Genomic DNA, 17,238 nt, shown 5'->3' on the forward strand with positions numbered 1-17,238 from the left:
GCCGGGTATAGAAACAGTCTATATCCGGCCGGAATAAATCAATTTCACTTCATCCCCTCCCTGGCCCTATGCTGCTACAGCACAGGTATCGGCCAGGAGAGAACATGGAAAACCAACGACTTGCTACCGCCGTACTGGCGGCACTCGGCGGCGCGGATAACGTCGCCGCACTGCGCTACTGCGCCAGCCGCGTTCGGTTAAAACTGCACGATAACACCCAAATTGACCGGCAGCTGATTGAGCAGCAGCCCCCGGTCAGAGCGCTGCTGGAGGTCACCCTTGCCCCGCAGCTTACCGAGTTCCAGCTGGTGATGGGGCCGGGCCAGTCGCGGCCGCTGTATCAGGCGCTGGTCGAACGGGTCGGTGAAAAGTAGCTACGACACCAGATGGCGAACCGGTTCAAGGAACTGATGTAACAGCTCCTGCATTTGCACCACATGGGGCGCATCGGCCTTTTCCCGCATCAAATAGATGCCGACCGTACACGGCTGGCTTTCTTCTGCCAGCTGCAAAGGCTCAAGGCCATACCGGGCAAAATACCCCGCCATGCAGGAAGGGTAGTTCAGCATCATTGCGTCAGAGTCGTTAATCATATCCACCGCCGACATCATTGAGCTGGTAGACCAGATCACCCGCTCGGCCAGGTGCAGACGATTACGCGCCTGCCTTTTGTGCTGCATATCATCCATCATATGCTGGTAGCGGCTCTCGTCCGGCGTCAGCTCCACATAGGGGTATCCCAGCAGCTCGTACTCCTCCACCGGCCTGCCCAGCAGCGGATGCCCGCCGCGGACAAACATGCTATCGCGCGTGCTGAACAGCGGCAGAAAACTGATGCCCGCCTTCGGATTCAATCCTTTGATTTCATGTCCGATAAACAGATCGATATCGCCCCCCAGCAGCAGATCCATCAGGCGCAGGTGATTGCCGAGATCGATATGAATATTGACCGTGGGATGCAGGGTGCGATAGGCGTTAAAGCTGTCGCGAACGAACATATACCACCAGGCATGTCCCGCCCCCATCCGCAGGCTCTGCCCCTGCCGGGCTTTTATCGAAGCCAGCTTAATCAGGGTGTTATCGTAGATGCGCTGCATCATCTGGGCCTGCTCCAGCAGCAGCTCACCAAATTCCGTGGTATTCACCCCGGTTGAGGTGCGCTCCAGCAGCTGCACGCCTAAATTCTCTTCCAGTTTCTTCATGTTATGGGTCAAGGTGGGCTGACTCAGGCAAAGTTTGTTTGCCGCATGGCTCACATTTCCCAACATCGCGACTTCGATAAACTGACGTAAAATTTTGTCCACGATCATATTTTCCGCAAGTGACATAGATATTTTCTATAGCATAGCCAAATAAATCGATTTCCTTCAATGATCCGCTTTCGCTAGCTTGTCCGGTAACGGCACCCGGCCGCTAACTGAGAGGACGTCATGAGAAAAGTGATTCCGAGCCTGCTTGTCTGCGCGGCGGCGCTGCTATCTGCTCCCACCCTGGCCGATACCCTGCGTATGGAGTGCCCACCCAGCAGGGAAGGCCGCCAGTTCTGTCATGACATCAAGCAGCGCTTTGAAGCGCAAACCGGCCATAAGCTGGAATTTATCGATCTCCCCCGCGCCTCGGATGAAAAGCTGTCGCTGTTTCAACAGCTGTTTGCGGCGAAAGACAGCAGCGCCATCGATCTGTTTCAGGCCGATACCGTGTGGATCGGCGTACTGAACAAGCATCTGCTGGATCTCACCGATCGCGTCGGCAGCATGCGCGACGATTTCTTCCCCTCCGCCTGGCAAAACAACGTGGTTAACGGTCGGGTCAAAGCCGTACCCGCTTTTCTGGATACCGGCGCGCTCTACTACCGCAAAGACCTGCTTGAGCGCTACGGCGAACAGCCGCCAAAAACCTGGGATGAGATGGCCCGCATCAGTACGCGCATTCAGCAGCAGGAGCGCGAGGCCGGGCATAAAAACTTTTGGGGTCTGGTGTTTCAGGGCAAATCCTACGAGGGGCTGACCTGCAATGCGCTGGAGTGGGTGGCTTCGCAGAGCGGTGGCGACTTTATTACCCAGGACGGCGCGATCACCATCAATAACCCGCAGGCGGCGCAGGCGCTGGATAAAGCTGCGGGCTGGATCGGCAACATCGTGCCGCGCGGCGCGCTGGGCTACATGGAAGAGGAGTCACGCGCGGTATTTCAGAACGGTGATGCGCTGTTTATGCGCAACTGGCTGTACGCCTGGGTCCTGACCCAGGACAGCAGCAGCGCAATCAAAGGCAAAGTGGGCCTGATGCCGCTGCCCGCAGGCGATGAAGGTCGTTCACTCAGTACACTTGGCGGCTGGCAGTGGGCGATCAGCGCCTACACCAAAAACCCCGATGCCGCCTTCGAACTGCTGAAAATCGTCAGCGATGCCAAATCGCAGCGCGAAGGGCTGACGCTGATGGGCTGGCCGCCGTCGCGCATCGCACTGTATGACGATCCGCAGGTGCTGGCCCAGGTGCCCTATCTGGCCAGCTTCAAGGAGATTTTCGCCAGGGCCATTCCGCGCCCGGCCACCCAGACCAAACGCCAGTACGCCCAGGTTTCCCGGGCGATCTACAACGCCACCTTTAATGTGCTTCGCGGCAGCAGCGATGGCGCAACGGCAGTCGCTGGTCTGCAGCAGCGCCTGGAAAGAATCAAAGCCAGAGAGTGGCGCTGATATCGCCCTGTAAACCTACCGGAGCCTGCACGATGAAAGATGAAACGCGTTCCTTATCCCTGACGGCAACGCCGGAACCGCACGCGGTAACCTCGGCGAAACGCAGCAAACTGAATCATCAGCAGCGGCGCAGCCGCGTGGCCTGGCTGCTGGTGGCACCCGCTATGCTGCTGCTGGCGACAGTGGCGGGATGGCCGCTGTTGCGCACCCTGTTCTACAGCTTCACCGATGCCATGCTGGATACGCCGGACGATTATCGTTTCGTCGGCTTCGCTAACTACCTCGACTTCGCCGACGGCGGCCATCGCTTCGGCATCCTGGCCGATCCGCAGTGGTGGCTGGCGGTGGGCAATACGCTGCGCTTCAGCCTGATTTCGGTATCGCTGGAGCTGGTGTTTGGCATGCTGCTGGCGCTGCTGATGAACCAGAAGTTTCGCGGTCAGGGCCTGGTGCGCACCGCCATTCTGGTTCCCTGGGCTATCCCGACGATCGTCTCCGCCAAGATGTGGGGCTGGATGTTCCACGATCAGTACGGCGTGGTGAACGACCTGCTGCTGAAGCTGGGCGTTATCAGCACGCCGCTGGCCTGGGTGGCAGAACCGAATCTGTCGATGTGGGCGGTCATTATCGCCGACGTGTGGAAAACCACGCCGTTTATGGCGCTGATGCTGCTGGCCGCGCTGCAGCTGATCCCCGGCGATCTGTATGAAGCCGCCCGGGTTGACGGGGCCAATGCCTGGCAGCGTTTCCGCCGCATCACGCTGCCGCTGATTATGCCCGCGATGATCGTTGCGCTGATTTTCCGCGTGATGGATGCGCTGCGGGTGTTTGACCTGATTTACGTCCTGACCTCTAACAGCGAAGCCACGGTATCGATCTCCGGCTATGCCCGCGACCTGATGGTCAGCTATCAGCAGATGGGTTCCGGCTCTGCCGCCTCGGTACTGGTGTTCATGATGGTCGCGGGTATCGCCGCCTGCTTCCTGGCGGCGGGCCGCTTCAATAACGGAGAAAACAAATGAAACTGAGCCGTCACCAGCAGCGAATGGGCCATAAGGCGCTGATTTTTTCCGGCGCGGCGCTGGCCAGTATTCTCTGCCTGTTCCCGTTTTATTACGCCATTGTCACCTCGCTGCGCGAGGGGAAAGATCTGTTTCGCGTCAGCTATCTGCCGGACGGGCTGAACTGGGGCAACTACCTGAATGCACTGATGGAAAGCGGCATTGCCCGCAGCCTGCTGAACTCGATAACGGTGGCGACCCTGACGGTAGGCCTGTGCCTGCTGGTTTCCATCACCGCCGCGTTTGCGCTGGCGCGCATCCGCTTTAGCGGCCGCAAATACCTGCTGTTTACCATCCTCTGCGTTTCGATGTTTCCACAGGTGGCAGTGCTTTCCGGCATGTTCGAGCTGGTGCGCTTTATGGGCCTCTACGACTCACTGGGCGCGCTGGTGCTCTCGTACACCACCTTCTCGCTGCCGTTTACCGTCTGGGTGCTGACCACCTTTATGCGTGCCATCCCGGTGGAGCTGGAAGAGGCGGCGATCGTCGATGGTGCCAGCACCTGGACCATTATCACCCGCGTTTTCGCCCCCATTATGGGGCCGTCGCTGGTGACTACCGGGCTGCTGGCGTTTATCGGCGCATGGAATGAGTTCATGTTCGCGCTGACCTTCGTGATTTCCAGCGGCAAACGCACCGTGCCCGTCGCTATCGGCATGCTACAGGGTGCCTCTCAATATGAACTTCCGTGGGGCACCATCATGGCGGCCTCGGTCATCGTCACGCTGCCGATCGTCGGGCTGGTACTGCTGTTCCAGCGCCGCATCGTCAGCGGATTAACTAACGGCGCAGTTAAAGGCTAATGTCGATTTACCTCAAGGAGATAAGCAAATGGCTACAAAAATCGTTTTAGTGGGTGCGGGCAGTGCACAGTTCGGCTACGGCACGCTCGGGGATATTTTCCAGAGTACCACGCTGTACGGCAGCGAGATCGTGCTGCTCGATATCAATCCTGCCGCGCTGGCGGTGACGGAAAAAACCGCACGTGATTTTATTGCCCATGAAGATCTGCCCTTCATCATCAGCGCCACCACCGACCGCCGTGAAGCCCTGCGCGGCGCGGAGTTTGTAATTATCTCCATCGAGGTGGGCGATCGCTTCGCGCTGTGGGATCTCGACTGGCAGATCCCTCAGCAGTACGGTATTCAGCAGGTGTACGGCGAAAACGGCGGCCCCGGCGGCCTGTTCCACTCGCTGCGCATCATCCCGCCGATTCTGGATATCTGCGCCGACATTGCCGATATCTGCCCGCAGGCCTGGGTGTTCAACTACTCCAACCCGATGAGCCGCATTTGTACCACCGTACATCGCCGCTTCCCGGAGCTGAACTTTGTCGGTATGTGTCACGAAATCGCCTCACTGGAGCGCTACCTGCCGGAAATGTTAGGAACTTCCTTTGATAATCTCAGCCTGCGGGCGGGGGGGCTTAACCACTTCAGCGTGCTGCTGGAAGCGCGCTACAAGGACAGCGGCGAGGATGCCTATGCCGATGTCCGCGCGAAAGCGCCGGATTATTTCTCCCGCCTGCCGGGCTACAGCGATATCCTGGCCTACACCCGCATCCACGGGAAAGTGCTGGAAACGGAAGGTGCTACCGAACGCGCCGCGCTGGGCGGCCGGGACAGCGCCTGGGAGTGGTCGGATCGCACGCTGTTTAAGGAAATTTTGCAGAAGTTTAATTATCTGCCGATCACCAGCGACAGCCACTTCGGCGAGTACATTCGCTGGGCCAGCGAGGTCAGCGATCATCGGGGTATCCTCGACTTCTATACCTTCTACCGCAACTACCTCGGCCACGTTCAGCCGTCGATCGAACTCAAGATGAAAGAGCGGGTGGTGGCAATCATGGAGGGGATCATCAACGATTCCGGTTACGAAGAGGCCGCGGTCAATATTCCCAACCGTGGCTTTATCAAACAGCTGCCGGAATTTATCGCGGTGGAAGTCCCGGCGATTATCGATCGTAAAGGTATCCATGGCATTCCGGTTGAGGTTCCGTCCGGTATCGCCGGGCTGCTGTGCAACCAGATTGGTATCCACGATCTGACCGCAGAGGCAATTCTTAACGGCTCGCGCGATCTGGTGATTCAGGCGCTGCTGGTGGATTCGGTTAACGACAAGTGCCGCGCCATTCCTGAACTGGTGGACGTGATGATATCGCGTCAAAGCCCGTGGCTTGATTACCTGAAATAAGTCCAGAGAGGGGGCGCAGCAGCGCCCCGTCCAACTATCGCAAATGCTGAGTGGAGAGAATATGGCGCAATTAACGCTGAAAAACCTGCAAAAACGCTACGGCAACAAAGCGGAAGTGATTAAGTCACTGGATCTTCAGATTAACAGCGGCGAGTTCGTGGTGGTGGTCGGGCCTTCCGGCTGCGGCAAGTCCACGCTGCTGCGCATGATCGCTGGCCTGGAGGAGATCAGCGGCGGCGGCATGTATATCGACGGCAGCTACGTGAACGACGACAGCCCTTCAGAACGCGGCATCGGCATGGTCTTCCAATCCTATGCGCTCTATCCGCATATGAGCGTGTACAAGAATATGGCTTTCGCGCTGGAGCTGGCGGGCCATCCGGCGGATGACATCGCGCGCAGAGTGCATGAAACCGCCGGAATCCTGCAGCTGGAACCGCTGCTGGAGCGGCGACCGAAGGATCTCTCCGGCGGTCAGCGCCAGCGCGTGGCGATTGGCCGGGCGATTGTGCGCGAACCCCGGCTGTTTTTGTTCGATGAACCGCTCTCTAACCTCGATGCCTCACTGCGCGTGCAGATGCGGATGGAGGTCGCCTCGCTGCACAAGCGGCTTGGCTCGACGATTATTTATGTCACCCACGATCAGGTAGAGGCCATGACCCTGGCCGACCGCATCGTCGTGCTGAATCAGGGAAATATTGAACAGGTTGGCACGCCGCTGGAGCTGTACGACCATCCGGCCAACGAATTTGTCGCCCAGTTTATTGGCTCACCGAAAATGAATCTGATCCCGGCGGTTCTGCGCCGCGCCGGAGAACAGCAGAGCGTGGTGGAGCTGGATAATGGTAAATCACTGGTGCTGCCCATCGCGACGCCGCCCGAAGCCGAGGGGCAAAGCGTCAATATCGGTATTCGCCCGGAGCATATCCGCGGTGGCAACCTGGCGCAGTGTGAATATCAGGGCGAAGTGATGTTTGTTGAGCATATGGGCAACGAAACCTACCTTTATCTGGATAACGGCAACGTCAGTGAACCCTGGGTCGTGCGCAATCCCGAACGCTCAACGATCCGGGTGGGAGATACCGTTGGCGTCGGCCTGCCGGTAGAGTGCTGCTACCTGTTCGACAGCCAGGGCCGCGCCTTTCAGCGACTGGTCGCATCGTCGGCAGCCCATTAAATCTGAAGGGAAACGTTATGCATCATGTCAATACGGTACGCTGACGGAACAGCAAGGGAGTGAGAGTCTGCAATCTGAGCGGGGAACTGCTGCGGCCCTGTGAAGCGCGGATCTCTACGCGATAGACCCGCTCGGCCCGGACGATCATCGCATCCGGGCCTGGCCAGTATCAGCCAATCGCTCCCAGCACATCCTCGCTGCCCTGCTTTTTCGGCAGCAGGAACAGGGTGGCGAAGATATCCAGCAGGTAAATCAGCGCCAGCAGAGTAATCGCGGCGGTAAACGACCACTGGCCCACCAGCAGGCCGATCACCAGCGGACCAAAACCGCCAACGCCACGACCGAGGTTAAACAGCACGTTCTGCGCGGTGGCGCGCACCTTCACCGGATAGGTGTCAGAGATCAGCGCGCCGTAGCCGCCAATCATGCCGTTAACGAACATCCCCATCAGCGCGCCGGTAAACAGCATCACCGTCGGGTCTCGCAGCTGGGCATAAACCACCACCATCACCACTGCGCCAACCTGATAAATCAGGAAAATTTTCCAGCGCGCGAAGCGATCCGCCAGCAGGCCAAACAGCCAGATGCCGAAGGTCATGCCCACCACGGTCACCGCCGTCCACAGACCGGATTTGGTCAGCGAGAAGCCAAAGTTGGAGGAGAGGTAGCTCGGCATCCAGATCATCAGCCCGTAGTAGCCGAAGTTCTGCACCGAACAGAGGATAAAAATACCGATGCTGGCTTTCGAAGTGGCTCTGTCGGCAAACAGCAGCCGGATGCGCGCCGGGAACGACAGCCCCTGGTTCACATCGACGTGCTTCGTAAAGGCTTCCGGTTCGCCCATGCCGCGACGGATGGCATATGAAGCCAGCGCCGGGAGAAGGCCGACAAGGAACATGCCGCGCCAGCCGATAATGTCCAGCAGGAACGGGGTGATAAACGCCGCCAGCAGCACGCCGAGCTGCCAGCCCATACCCACCCACGCCGAGGCGCGGTTACGTTTGTTGGCGGGCCAGGCCTCGGCGATCAGCGCCATACCGATGCCAAACTCACCGCCCAGACCCATACCGGCCAGGGTGCGATATGCCAGCAGATCCCAGTAACCCTGCGCCACGGCGCAAAGTCCGGTAAACACCGAGAACATCAGAATGGTGAAGGTCAGTACGCGTATACGACCCAGCCGGTCACTGAGGTGACCGAAGACAATTCCACCGATTACCGCACCGATCAGCGTCCAGGTCACCAGAGACCCCGCCTGAGACGCGTTAAGCACCAGCGAGGCGCTGATCGCCGGCAGCATAAAGCCGAGGATCAGCAGGTCAAAACCATCCATTGCATAGCCGCTGACCGCGGCAACCATCGCTTTACCCGGCGTCACGCCGCGTTTAGCAGAAGGAGAAGAAGACATTATTTCAAAGCCATATCGTTCAAATTGTGCGCCAAGTATATACCTGAAATAAATCCGGTTGCATTCGTGAAGCGCAGGGGCGAGGAAAAACCCTGCCACAAGGGTGGATCAGAAAGGCGAAGATGGTGATACAGCGTATGCAGAAAAACCGTAAATAAGAGAGAGGGAAAAAGCGAGGCCGCGATTAGCGGCCCCGCTGATGATCAGGCAGGATTGCTGCCGCTGTCGTCACCGGCCAGCAGTTTATCCAGCTGGTCGCCGCCGACGTGGCGGAAATCCTGGCCCTTCACGAAGTAGAAGATGATTTCGCAGATGTTCTGGCAGCGGTCACCGATACGCTCGATGGCGCGGGCGCAGAACAGCGCGGTCAGCACGCTTGGGATGGTGCGCGGGTCTTCCATCATATAGGTCATCAGCTGGCGCACGATGCCCTCATATTCCTGGTCAACCTTCTTATCTTCGCGATAGATTTCAATTGCCGCATTCAGATCCATACGCGCAAAGGCATCCAGCACGTCGTGCAGCATCTCAATGGTGTGGTGGCCCAGCGATTCCAGGCTCACCAGCAGCGGCTGCTGCTGCTGGGTGAATTTCTCCAGCGCGGTACGGCTGATCTTCTCCGCCACGTCACCGATGCGTTCCAGCTCGGAGATGGTTTTGATGATCGCCATCACCAGGCGCAGATCGCTGGCGGTCGGCTGACGTTTGGCGATGATGCGCACGCAGGCTTCATCGATCGCCACTTCCATCATGTTGACCTTGTGATCGCCTTCAATCACTTTGTTGGCCAGCTCGCCATCCTGGTTATGCATGGCGGTAATGGCGTCAGTCAGCTGCTGCTCCACCATTCCTCCCATGGTCATCACCTGGGTACGAATATGCTCCAGCTCGGCGTTGAACTGGCCGGAGATGTGTTTGTTCAGATTTAAGCTTTCCATCTCAAACTCCAGACCTGTTTAAAACAGGCGTTAAGAACGCAGTCAGTTTGGGGGCGGGCAACCCGCCGCCGCAAATTGGCAAGAGTAACTGCCTGTTTTCAGCCGTAGCGGCCGGTAATGTAATCTTCTGTTTGTTTCTGAGCCGGCTTGGTAAACAGCGTATCGGTATCGCTGAATTCAATCAGTTCACCCAGGTACATAAACGCAGTGTGATCGGAGCAGCGTGCGGCCTGCTGCATGTTGTGAGTCACGATCACCACGGTGTAGTCCTGCTTCAGCTCGGTAATCAGCTCTTCAACGCGGCCGGTTGAGATCGGGTCCAGCGCTGAACACGGCTCATCAAGCAGCAGCACTTCCGGGCGAATCGCGATGCCGCGCGCGATACACAGGCGCTGCTGCTGGCCGCCGGACAGACTGTAACCGCTCTGATGCAGCTTGTCTTTGGTTTCCGTCCACAGCGCGGCTTTGGTCAGCGCCCACTGCACGCGCTCATCCATATCGGCACGCGACAGCTTTTCGAACAGGCGCACGCCGAAGGCGATGTTGTCATAAATTGACATCGGGAACGGCGTTGGCTTCTGGAACACCATCCCAACACGGGCACGCAGCAGGGCGATATCCTGGCTGGCATTCAGAATGTTGTCGCCATCCAGCAGGATTTCGCCTTCCGCACGCTGCTCCGGGTAAAGAGAAAACATCTTGTTAAAGGTACGCAGCAGGGTGGATTTACCACAGCCGGACGGACCGATAAACGCGGTAACCTGGTTTTTCGCAATATCCAGGTTGATGTTCTTCAGCGCGTGGAATTTTCCGTAATAGAAGTTCAAATCGCGAACCTGAATCATCTTAGCGGAAGTATTAATCATTTTGCTCTCACTTAGTCCGCGCCGCCGCAGCCGCGCTGCTTAATTAATGTTTACTCTTGGCGAAAACTACGCGTGCCAGGATGTTAAGTAACAGTACGCACAGCGTAATAATCAACACACCCGCCCAGGCCAGGCTTTGCCATTCGGCAAACGGACTCATAGCGAACTTAAAGATGGTCACCGGCAGGTTCGCCAGCGGCTGCATCATGTCGGTACTCCAGAACTGGTTCGACAGCGATGTAAACAGCAGCGGAGCGGTTTCCCCGGCAATACGGGCAATCGCCAGCAGCACACCGGTCAGGATGCCGGAGATTGACGCTTTAAGCGTAATCGCCGAAATCATCTTCCACTTTGGCGTACCCAGCGCGTAGGACGCTTCACGCAGGCTGTCAGGAACCAGCTTGAGCATGTTTTCCGTCGTACGGATAACGATAGGGATCTGCAACAGCGCCAGCGCAACAACGCCAGCCCAGCCGGAGAAGTGCTGCATCTGCGCCACCACGATGGTGTAGACGAACAGGCCCACCACAATCGACGGTGCTGAGAGCAGGATATCGTTAATAAAGCGGATAATTTCAGCCAGCCAGGACTTACGGCCGTACTCGGCCAGATAAATCCCCGCCATAATGCCCAACGGTGTGCCGAACGCGGTTGACCAGAAAATCAACAGGCCGCTGCCCGCCAGGGCGTTAGCCAGGCCGCCACCCGCCGTGTTTGGCGGAGGGGTGTTTTCGGTAAACAGCGACAGAGACATGCCGTCGATACCGCGAGTCACGGTCGCGTACAGAATCCATACCAGCCAGAACAGACCAAAAGCCATGGTCAGCAGCGACAGGGTGAGGGCGATGCGGTTCTTCGTCCGACGCCAGGACTGCATTTTACGGCGCGACGCTTCCAGTTCAGCGCGAGACTGCATTTCCATCGTGGTCATGAGCGCGCTCCTTCACTTTTCGCCAGACGCATAATCATCATCTTGGAACAGGCCAGTACGATGAAGGTAATCACAAACAGAATCAGCCCCAGCTCCATCAGCGCAGCGGTATGCACGCCGGACTCGGCTTCAGCAAATTCGTTAGCCAGTGCGGAGGTAATACTGTTGCCCGGCATAAACAGCGAGGCGCTGTCGAGCTGGTAGGTGTTACCGATAATAAAGGTCACCGCCATCGTTTCGCCCAGCGCACGCCCCAGACCCAGCATCACGCCGCCGATCACACCATTTTTGGTGAACGGCAGGACGACGCGCCAGATCACTTCCCAGGTGGTGCAACCGATGCCGTAGGCGGACTCTTTCATCATCACCGGCGTCTGCTCGAAGACGTCGCGCATCACCGAGGCGATATATGGAATGATCATGATCGCCAGGATGATACCCGCCGCCAGGATACCGATACCGAATGCCGGGCCGGAGAACAGCGCACCCACAATCGGGATGTTGGACAGAACATCACCGACCGGCTGCTGGAAATATTTCGCGAACAGCGGCGCGAAAATAAACAGGCCCCACATGCCGTAAACGATACTTGGGATTGCCGCCAGGAGTTCAATTGCCACGCCAAGAGGGCGGCGCAGCCAGTTTGGAGCCAGCTCGGTCAGGAACAGTGCAATACCAAAGCTCACCGGAACAGCAATGATCAGGGCAATAACAGAGGTGACGATGGTGCCGTAAATCGGAACCAGCGCACCGAATTGTTCGTTAGGCGCATCCCACTCTTTGGTCCACAGGAAGGAGAAACCAAATTTATGGATGCTGGGCCAGGAGGAAAATATCAGGGAAACAATAATGCCACCGAGGAGGAGCAGAACAATCAGCGCGGACAGTTTTACCAGCGCACCGAAAATAATGTCACCCTGTTTGCCGGGGGCTTTGAATGTCGGCTTGGTTGCAGCCATAGTCTTCTCGATTTTGATACTGCGGATAAGTATCGGGTCAGGCGAACCTGACCCCTGGGATAGTCAGCCGAAGCTTAGTACAGAGCTTTACCGGAGCTGTCTTTCACGTTCGCTTTCCATGCTGCACGGATCTGCGTTACCACAGACTCAGGCAGGGAAGCGTAGTCCAGGCCAGCGGTGGTTTTGCTGCCGTTTTTGTAAGCCCAGTCGAAGAACTTCAGTACGGCTGCGCCTTTCTCAGCGTTAGCCTGCTCTTTGTGCACCAGGATAAAGGTGGTAGAGGTGATTGGCCACGCGTTGTCGCCTTTCTGGAAGGTCAGATCCTGAGCGAACGATTTGCTCCAGTCTGCGCCTTTAGCGGCATCGCTAAAGCTCTTCTCGCCTGGCTCGATTGCTTTACCATCCGCATCCACCAGCTTGGTGTACGCCAGGCTGTTTTGCTTAGCGTAAGCGTATTCTACGTAACCGATTGAACCCGGCAGACGCTGTACGAATGCAGCTACACCGTCGTTGCCTTTACCGCCCAGACCAACCGGCCAGTTAACGGTGCTGCCTTTACCGATTTTGCTGTTCCAGTCGCTGTTCACTTTAGACAGGTAGCTGGTGAACACGAAAGAGGTACCGGAACCGTCAGCGCGGCGTACCACGTTGATGTCAGAGTCCGGCAGTTTCACGCCCGGGTTCAGCTTGGTGATCGCCGCGTCGTTCCACTTTTTGATGTTGCCCAGGTAGATGTCGCCGACGGTTTTACCGTCAAGGATCAGCTGACCAGATTTGATACCAGGAATATTAACCGCCAGTACCACGCCGCCAATAACTGTCGGAAACTGGAACAGGCCGTTAGTCTGTAAATCTTCTTCTTTCATTGGCGCATCAGACGCACCGAAATCTACGGTTTTAGCGATGATCTGCTTAACGCCGCCGGAGGAACCGATCCCCTGATAGTTAACCTGAGTACCTGTTGCTGTGTTGTACTCAGCAGCCCACTTGTTATAAACCGGAGCCGGGAAAGTACCGCCAGCGCCAGTCAGGTTGGTGGCTGCCATGGCAGAAACCGCGCTCAGGGACAGGGTTACGGCGACGAATTGAGCCAGGGTTTTGTGCATCAGTGTCATGTTCCCTCCACGGGATTAAAAGTCAGGCCAGTGCTGTGTTTATCTGATTAATGTTTGCTGCTGGAGGCAAAATAGGACAGTTTGGTGACAGTAAAATGTACGAAATATGACACTTTTATGACGACCCACCCTGGACTGACTGGCGATTCTTCCACCGGCGTTGTTGGATTGTTGCGCACTGTTCGCGGAGATATCACGCGTGCAGGTTTTTAATCATAGATGCGACGATCTCTCCCCCTTAACGGATTTAACATTAACTGCGATTCGTAAGAACATGCATGTTACATTCTTTTATTCGGTGGTACGGTTACCTTGTTGATAGTTACATACGTTACTAAATACAAGGAACTGTTATGAACGTTACCGCTGCCGTTATCAATCAAACCAACGCCCCCTATCAGCTGGAAGAATTGCAGCTGAGCCCCCTCCAGCCGGATGAAGTCAAAGTGAAGGTCGTCGCTTCCGGGATTTGCCACTCGGATGAAGCCGTGCGCGTAGGGGATGGCCCCTACACGTTTCCCGCCGTGTTAGGACACGAAGGCGCGGGTATTGTTGAAGAGGTCGGCAGCGCGGTAAAAGGCGTTAAGCCGGGTGACCACGTGGTGATGTCCTATGCCTGGTGCGGGCACTGTCCACAATGTCGGCACGGGCATCCCTCCCTTTGCCATGACTGGATACCCCTGAACGAAGGCGGTTTTCGCCCGGACGGCAGCGCCATCTTCAGTAAAAAAGACGGTACGCCGGTAGCCAACTTCTTTTCACAGTCCTCCTTCGCCACCCATACCCTGACCAAATTTCATAACCTGATCGTACTCGATAAAAAAATGGATCTGCGCCTGGCTGCACCGCTCGGCTGTGGGCTGTTAACCGGGGCGGGTACGGTATTTAACGGCCTGAAACCGGCCGCAGGTTCAACCATCGCCATTTTTGGTACGGGGGCCGTCGGTCTTGGCGCGATGATGGCGGCGAAAATTGCCGGCTGTAGAACCATTGTTGCCGTGGATATCCATGATTCACGCCTTGAACTGGCCCGGTCACTCGGCGCAACTCATACCATCAATAGCAAACAGCAGGATGCGCTGGCCGTTATCAAATCCCTGACTCAGAATGACGGGGTCAGTGCATCCGTTGATACCACCGGCCAGTCAGCGGTAATGAAAACGGCACTGGATGTCCTTGCTATCGGCGGCACGCTGGCTCCGGTGGCGGTTACACGCCATGATATTTCCTTCAACACCATGCGCGATCTGGTGGCCTCCAGCCGGCGTATGATCGGCGTACTGATGGGGGATGCCGTTCCACAAACCTCAATCCCGCAGCTGATTGACTATCACCAACGCGGCCTGTTCCCGATCGAGAAACTGGTGAAATTTTATGACTTCAGCGATATCAATCAGGCCAGCCAGGATTCCGCCAGCGGCGCGACCATCAAGCCGGTACTGATTCTCGATAAGTCATATCGCCCCTGAACAGACCGTTATCAGCCCATTAAAAAATCAAGGAACGAACGTCATGGATAAGCAAACCCAGCATAAAATGAGTGCAGTTTTTGCCGAACAGAAAAAACTTTTTTTGTCCGGAGCCACCCAAAGCAATGCGTTTAAAAAAGCACAGCTGCTCAAATTGAAAGAGGCCGTTAATCATTACCGTACCGACCTTCGCCAGGCAATGGCGGTGGATTTAGGTCGCAGTGAAGAGGGCGTGGATAGCGGAGAAATTAAGCCGCTGCTTAATGAGATTGATTTTGCCCTGACCCATCTTGATGAGTGGACGCAGGAACAGTGCGTGCCCACACCCAGCGAACTCAGCCATACGCGGAGCTATATCAGTCGCGAAGGCTATGGCGTCGCCTATATTATTTCACCGTTTAACTATCCGGTTTATCTGACCGGTGGGCCGCTGGTGGGAGCGATCGTTGGCGGTAATACGGCAATCATTAAACCGTCAGAATCCACGCCAGAAACGTCAAAAGTCATTGAAAAAATAGTTAATAACACCTTCGACCCGACCTATGCTCACGTGTTCCAGGGCGCGCGCGAAGAGAATGAGTACCTGCTGTCGTTGCCGTTCGATCTGATCTTTTTCACCGGCAGCCCTCAGGTGGGCAAAATCGTCATGGCCGCAGCGGCTAAAAATCTGACGCCGGTTCTGTTGGAGCTGGGCGGAAAATGCCCGGCGATTGTGCTGGCGGATGCCGACCTGGACCAGGCCGTGCAGGAACTGGTGGGAGCTAAAATGTTCAACAGCGGGCAAACCTGCGTGGCGCCGGATTATATTTATGCCGATAAGCGCATTAAAGAGAGCCTGGTCAACAAGCTGATCGCGGCGCTGAAAGCGAATTATCATCAGGCGGGCAGCAACGGTAGAATCATCACCGAACAGGCCTGGAGCAGGCTGGAAAATATTGTCGCCACCAGCAAAGGCAAGGTGTTGCGCTGTGGTGATGCAGATAAAACGCAGCGTTATTTCAGCCCGATCGTCATTGATGATGCGAATTTCGATGACAGCTCAATGCAGGGCGAACTGTTCGGGCCGATTTTCCCGGTACTGACCTTTGAGGACGAAAGTGAAATCGCGACAAATGTGAATACCCGGCACCCGAAACCGCTGGCGGCCTATGTATTTACTGTCGATCCTGAGCATGGCCGCGAGCTGATTGACACAATCCCTTCCGGGGACGCCAGCATCAATACGCTGATGATGCACGCATCAACGCCATGGCTGCCGTTCGGCGGCGTTGGTCCATCAGGGATGGGCAGCTACCACGGTAAATACTCCTATGAAGCCTTTACCCATCAGAAATCAATACGCGTCAGAAAGGTTGTGAAACCGGCATAAGCAACGGGAGAGCAGGATATTCTGCTCTCCCTATATCTCTCTGCCCCACGGCGCTAAACGAATGACTAAACAGGGTGTTTAACGTGAGCACTCAATTCCTTCCATGGCCTGGCAGATAACATCGTCAAACTGGTGTGACTGCTGAAGTTTTTCCGGCCACTGATAGTAGGGCAGATTCGCCTGTCGCGACTGTTCCTTACTTAACGCCTGAAGTCGGGTAAGCAAAGGCTCCAGCGCCTCTCCGCCGGGCAGCGTGGTGGTGCGAAAGACCGGATTGCCGTCAAGATAGCGTACGGCCTCCAGTTCCGGCGATAGCGTGACCGTGCCGTATTTCTCCCTTGCCAGGCGCTGCCAGAAAGGCCAGGCGGAGTAGCGCAGGGCATAAAGTTCAGCGCCTTTCAGCGGCGGCCGCGCCTGCAGTTTTTTCGACATGACGATTTCGCCGTTATACGCAGATTCGATCCAGCGTGTCATCCCCTCCAGCAGCCAGCCGACTTTAAACTGGGTGTAGCCGTACTGATAGAGGTGAAACAGCTCGTGGGCCGGGGTGGGATTAAGCGGTTGATTGAGCTTAGAACTGATGCGGATGGTCAGGGCACAGGGCAGCCAGTTACCGTCCTCTCCCTTCACCCGCGTGACTTCGTCGAAGGCCATACCGTTGCCGCGCGGCAGGTCAAACAGATAAACATGGATGGCTTTTGCCAGCCGGTAACGCGGCTGTTCCAGCGGTGGAGTTAATCGCAGCATCTTTTGATAGTACTGATTGGCGGCCTGCAGCTGGATCGCCACGTTTTTGACGTAGTCCGGCGTGCCGCTGCCGGTGGTGTCCTCCAGCGGTGGTGCATTGTCGCCGCTGCGGGTGTAGAAAATAACAAAAGGCTCGGCACGCAGGGTTTCCGTCAGCGGATGCTGCTGCAGGAAGGCGCTGTCTCGGCATTCCCCGGGCGCATCCATTGCAGGCTGCGGTGGACGCGCTGCCTGTACGCCGCCGGAGAGGCCTAACAACCCGCCCAGCCCCATCAGTATCGCCATCAACTTTTTCAGTAACATGTCCTG

16 protein-coding genes are annotated in these 17,238 nt (G+C 56.7%); 8 read left to right on the forward strand and 8 right to left on the reverse strand.

The window, feature by feature from the left end; translation table 11 throughout:
• Positions 1-104: 104 nt before the first annotated feature.
• Positions 105-374 (forward strand): PTS sugar transporter subunit IIB, encoded by a 270-nt coding sequence (locus tag JOE09_RS23230; RefSeq protein WP_205067518.1) that lies wholly within the window; start codon positions 105-107, stop codon positions 372-374.
• Here JOE09_RS23230 and JOE09_RS23235 read toward each other — a convergent pair whose 3' ends face one another.
• Positions 375-1,310 carry a LysR family transcriptional regulator gene (locus JOE09_RS23235; protein WP_105595332.1) on the reverse strand — a complete coding sequence of 312 codons (936 nt, stop codon included), beginning with the start codon at positions 1,308-1,310 and terminating at the stop codon, positions 375-377. It abuts the gene before it with no gap.
• 120 nt (positions 1,311-1,430) lie between these two features.
• On the opposite strand from JOE09_RS23235, the gene JOE09_RS23240 reads away from it, so the two are divergent.
• The 5 genes from JOE09_RS23240 to JOE09_RS23260 all read left to right on the forward strand — a co-directional run bounded on the left by JOE09_RS23240 (position 1,431) and on the right by JOE09_RS23260 (position 7,127).
• Positions 1,431-2,696 carry an ABC transporter substrate-binding protein gene (locus JOE09_RS23240; protein ID WP_205067519.1) on the forward strand — a complete coding sequence of 422 codons (1,266 nt, stop codon included), beginning with the start codon at positions 1,431-1,433 and terminating at the stop codon, positions 2,694-2,696.
• A 32-nt stretch (positions 2,697-2,728) separates the two neighbouring features.
• Complete coding sequence (locus JOE09_RS23245; protein WP_205067520.1) at positions 2,729-3,718, forward strand: carbohydrate ABC transporter permease; 990 nt, start codon at positions 2,729-2,731, stop codon at positions 3,716-3,718.
• The gene (locus tag JOE09_RS23250) at positions 3,715-4,560 is read left to right on the forward strand and encodes a carbohydrate ABC transporter permease (RefSeq protein ID WP_205067521.1); all 846 of its coding nucleotides are present in this window, start codon (positions 3,715-3,717) and stop codon (positions 4,558-4,560) included. Before JOE09_RS23245 ends, JOE09_RS23250 begins: the two co-directional genes overlap by 4 nt.
• 28 nt (positions 4,561-4,588) lie before the next feature.
• Positions 4,589-5,950, forward strand: a complete 1,362-nt coding sequence (locus JOE09_RS23255) for a family 4 glycosyl hydrolase (RefSeq protein ID WP_105595303.1) — start codon at positions 4,589-4,591, stop codon at positions 5,948-5,950.
• 61 nt (positions 5,951-6,011) lie between these two features.
• Positions 6,012-7,127 (forward strand): ABC transporter ATP-binding protein, encoded by a 1,116-nt coding sequence (locus JOE09_RS23260; RefSeq protein WP_205067522.1) that lies wholly within the window; start codon positions 6,012-6,014, stop codon positions 7,125-7,127.
• A 169-nt stretch (positions 7,128-7,296) separates the two neighbouring features.
• Here the strand turns inward: JOE09_RS23260 and JOE09_RS23265 are convergent, their stop codons facing one another.
• The 6 genes from JOE09_RS23265 to pstS all read right to left on the reverse strand — a co-directional run bounded on the left by JOE09_RS23265 (position 7,297) and on the right by pstS (position 13,344).
• Entirely contained in the window at positions 7,297-8,535 is a 1,239-nt protein-coding gene (locus tag JOE09_RS23265; protein WP_205067523.1) for an MFS transporter, read from the reverse strand.
• 203 nt (positions 8,536-8,738) lie between these two features.
• The gene (gene phoU / locus JOE09_RS23270) at positions 8,739-9,473 is read right to left on the reverse strand and encodes a phosphate signaling complex protein PhoU (RefSeq protein ID WP_105595300.1); all 735 of its coding nucleotides are present in this window, start codon (positions 9,471-9,473) and stop codon (positions 8,739-8,741) included.
• 98 nt (positions 9,474-9,571) lie between these two features.
• The gene (gene pstB, locus JOE09_RS23275) at positions 9,572-10,339 is read right to left on the reverse strand and encodes a phosphate ABC transporter ATP-binding protein PstB (RefSeq protein WP_105595299.1); all 768 of its coding nucleotides are present in this window, start codon (positions 10,337-10,339) and stop codon (positions 9,572-9,574) included.
• 43 nt (positions 10,340-10,382) lie between these two features.
• The gene (gene pstA, locus JOE09_RS23280; RefSeq protein ID WP_105595298.1) at positions 10,383-11,270 is read right to left on the reverse strand and encodes a phosphate ABC transporter permease PstA; all 888 of its coding nucleotides are present in this window, start codon (positions 11,268-11,270) and stop codon (positions 10,383-10,385) included.
• Positions 11,267-12,229, reverse strand: a complete 963-nt coding sequence (pstC, locus tag JOE09_RS23285; protein WP_105595297.1) for a phosphate ABC transporter permease PstC — start codon at positions 12,227-12,229, stop codon at positions 11,267-11,269. Before pstC ends, pstA begins: the two co-directional genes overlap by 4 nt.
• A 74-nt stretch (positions 12,230-12,303) precedes the next feature.
• Positions 12,304-13,344: a phosphate ABC transporter substrate-binding protein PstS gene (gene pstS / locus JOE09_RS23290; RefSeq protein ID WP_105595296.1), complete on the reverse strand. Its 1,041-nt coding sequence runs from the start codon at positions 13,342-13,344 to the stop codon at positions 12,304-12,306.
• Positions 13,345-13,697: 353 nt separating this feature from the next.
• Here pstS and JOE09_RS23295 point away from each other — a divergent pair, with 353 nt between their 5' ends.
• Together JOE09_RS23295 and mdlD are read left to right on the forward strand one after the other, a co-directional pair.
• Positions 13,698-14,813, forward strand: a complete 1,116-nt coding sequence (locus tag JOE09_RS23295; protein WP_205067524.1) for an NAD(P)-dependent alcohol dehydrogenase — start codon at positions 13,698-13,700, stop codon at positions 14,811-14,813.
• Between the two features lie 10 nt (positions 14,814-14,823).
• A complete protein-coding gene (mdlD, locus tag JOE09_RS23300) occupies positions 14,824-16,182 on the forward strand; it encodes an NAD(P)-dependent benzaldehyde dehydrogenase MdlD (RefSeq protein ID WP_338049385.1) in 1,359 nt (452 codons plus the stop codon).
• Positions 16,183-16,260: 78 nt separating this feature from the next.
• Here mdlD and JOE09_RS23305 read toward each other — a convergent pair whose 3' ends face one another.
• Positions 16,261-17,232 carry a peptidase gene (locus JOE09_RS23305; RefSeq protein WP_205067525.1) on the reverse strand — a complete coding sequence of 324 codons (972 nt, stop codon included), beginning with the start codon at positions 17,230-17,232 and terminating at the stop codon, positions 16,261-16,263.
• Positions 17,233-17,238 lie beyond the last annotated feature (6 nt).

It is taken from the genome of Pantoea coffeiphila, from assembly GCF_016909495.1.
In the GTDB taxonomy this organism is placed as follows: domain Bacteria; phylum Pseudomonadota; class Gammaproteobacteria; order Enterobacterales; family Enterobacteriaceae; genus Erwinia; species Erwinia coffeiphila.

Excerpts from the sequence above, each read along its gene's own strand:
- pstC (WP_105595297.1), bottom strand. The coding sequence starts at position 12,229 with ATGGCTGCAACCAAGCCGACATTCAAAGCCCCCGGCAAACAGGGTGAC.
- JOE09_RS23235 (WP_105595332.1), bottom strand. The coding sequence starts at position 1,310 with ATGATCGTGGACAAAATTTTACGTCAGTTTATCGAAGTCGCGATGTTG.
- phoU (WP_105595300.1), bottom strand. The coding sequence starts at position 9,473 with ATGGAAAGCTTAAATCTGAACAAACACATCTCCGGCCAGTTCAACGCC.
- pstS (WP_105595296.1), bottom strand. The coding sequence starts at position 13,344 with ATGACACTGATGCACAAAACCCTGGCTCAATTCGTCGCCGTAACCCTG.
- JOE09_RS23245 (WP_205067520.1), top strand. The coding sequence starts at position 2,729 with ATGAAAGATGAAACGCGTTCCTTATCCCTGACGGCAACGCCGGAACCG.
- JOE09_RS23250 (WP_205067521.1), top strand. The coding sequence starts at position 3,715 with ATGAAACTGAGCCGTCACCAGCAGCGAATGGGCCATAAGGCGCTGATT.
- pstB (WP_105595299.1), bottom strand. The coding sequence starts at position 10,339 with ATGATTAATACTTCCGCTAAGATGATTCAGGTTCGCGATTTGAACTTC.
- JOE09_RS23295 (WP_205067524.1), top strand. The coding sequence starts at position 13,698 with ATGAACGTTACCGCTGCCGTTATCAATCAAACCAACGCCCCCTATCAG.
- pstA (WP_105595298.1), bottom strand. The coding sequence starts at position 11,270 with ATGACCACGATGGAAATGCAGTCTCGCGCTGAACTGGAAGCGTCGCGC.
- JOE09_RS23240 (WP_205067519.1), top strand. The coding sequence starts at position 1,431 with ATGAGAAAAGTGATTCCGAGCCTGCTTGTCTGCGCGGCGGCGCTGCTA.
- JOE09_RS23265 (WP_205067523.1), bottom strand. The coding sequence starts at position 8,535 with ATGTCTTCTTCTCCTTCTGCTAAACGCGGCGTGACGCCGGGTAAAGCG.
- JOE09_RS23305 (WP_205067525.1), bottom strand. The coding sequence starts at position 17,232 with ATGTTACTGAAAAAGTTGATGGCGATACTGATGGGGCTGGGCGGGTTG.
- JOE09_RS23230 (WP_205067518.1), top strand. The coding sequence starts at position 105 with ATGGAAAACCAACGACTTGCTACCGCCGTACTGGCGGCACTCGGCGGC.
- JOE09_RS23260 (WP_205067522.1), top strand. The coding sequence starts at position 6,012 with ATGGCGCAATTAACGCTGAAAAACCTGCAAAAACGCTACGGCAACAAA.
- JOE09_RS23255 (WP_105595303.1), top strand. The coding sequence starts at position 4,589 with ATGGCTACAAAAATCGTTTTAGTGGGTGCGGGCAGTGCACAGTTCGGC.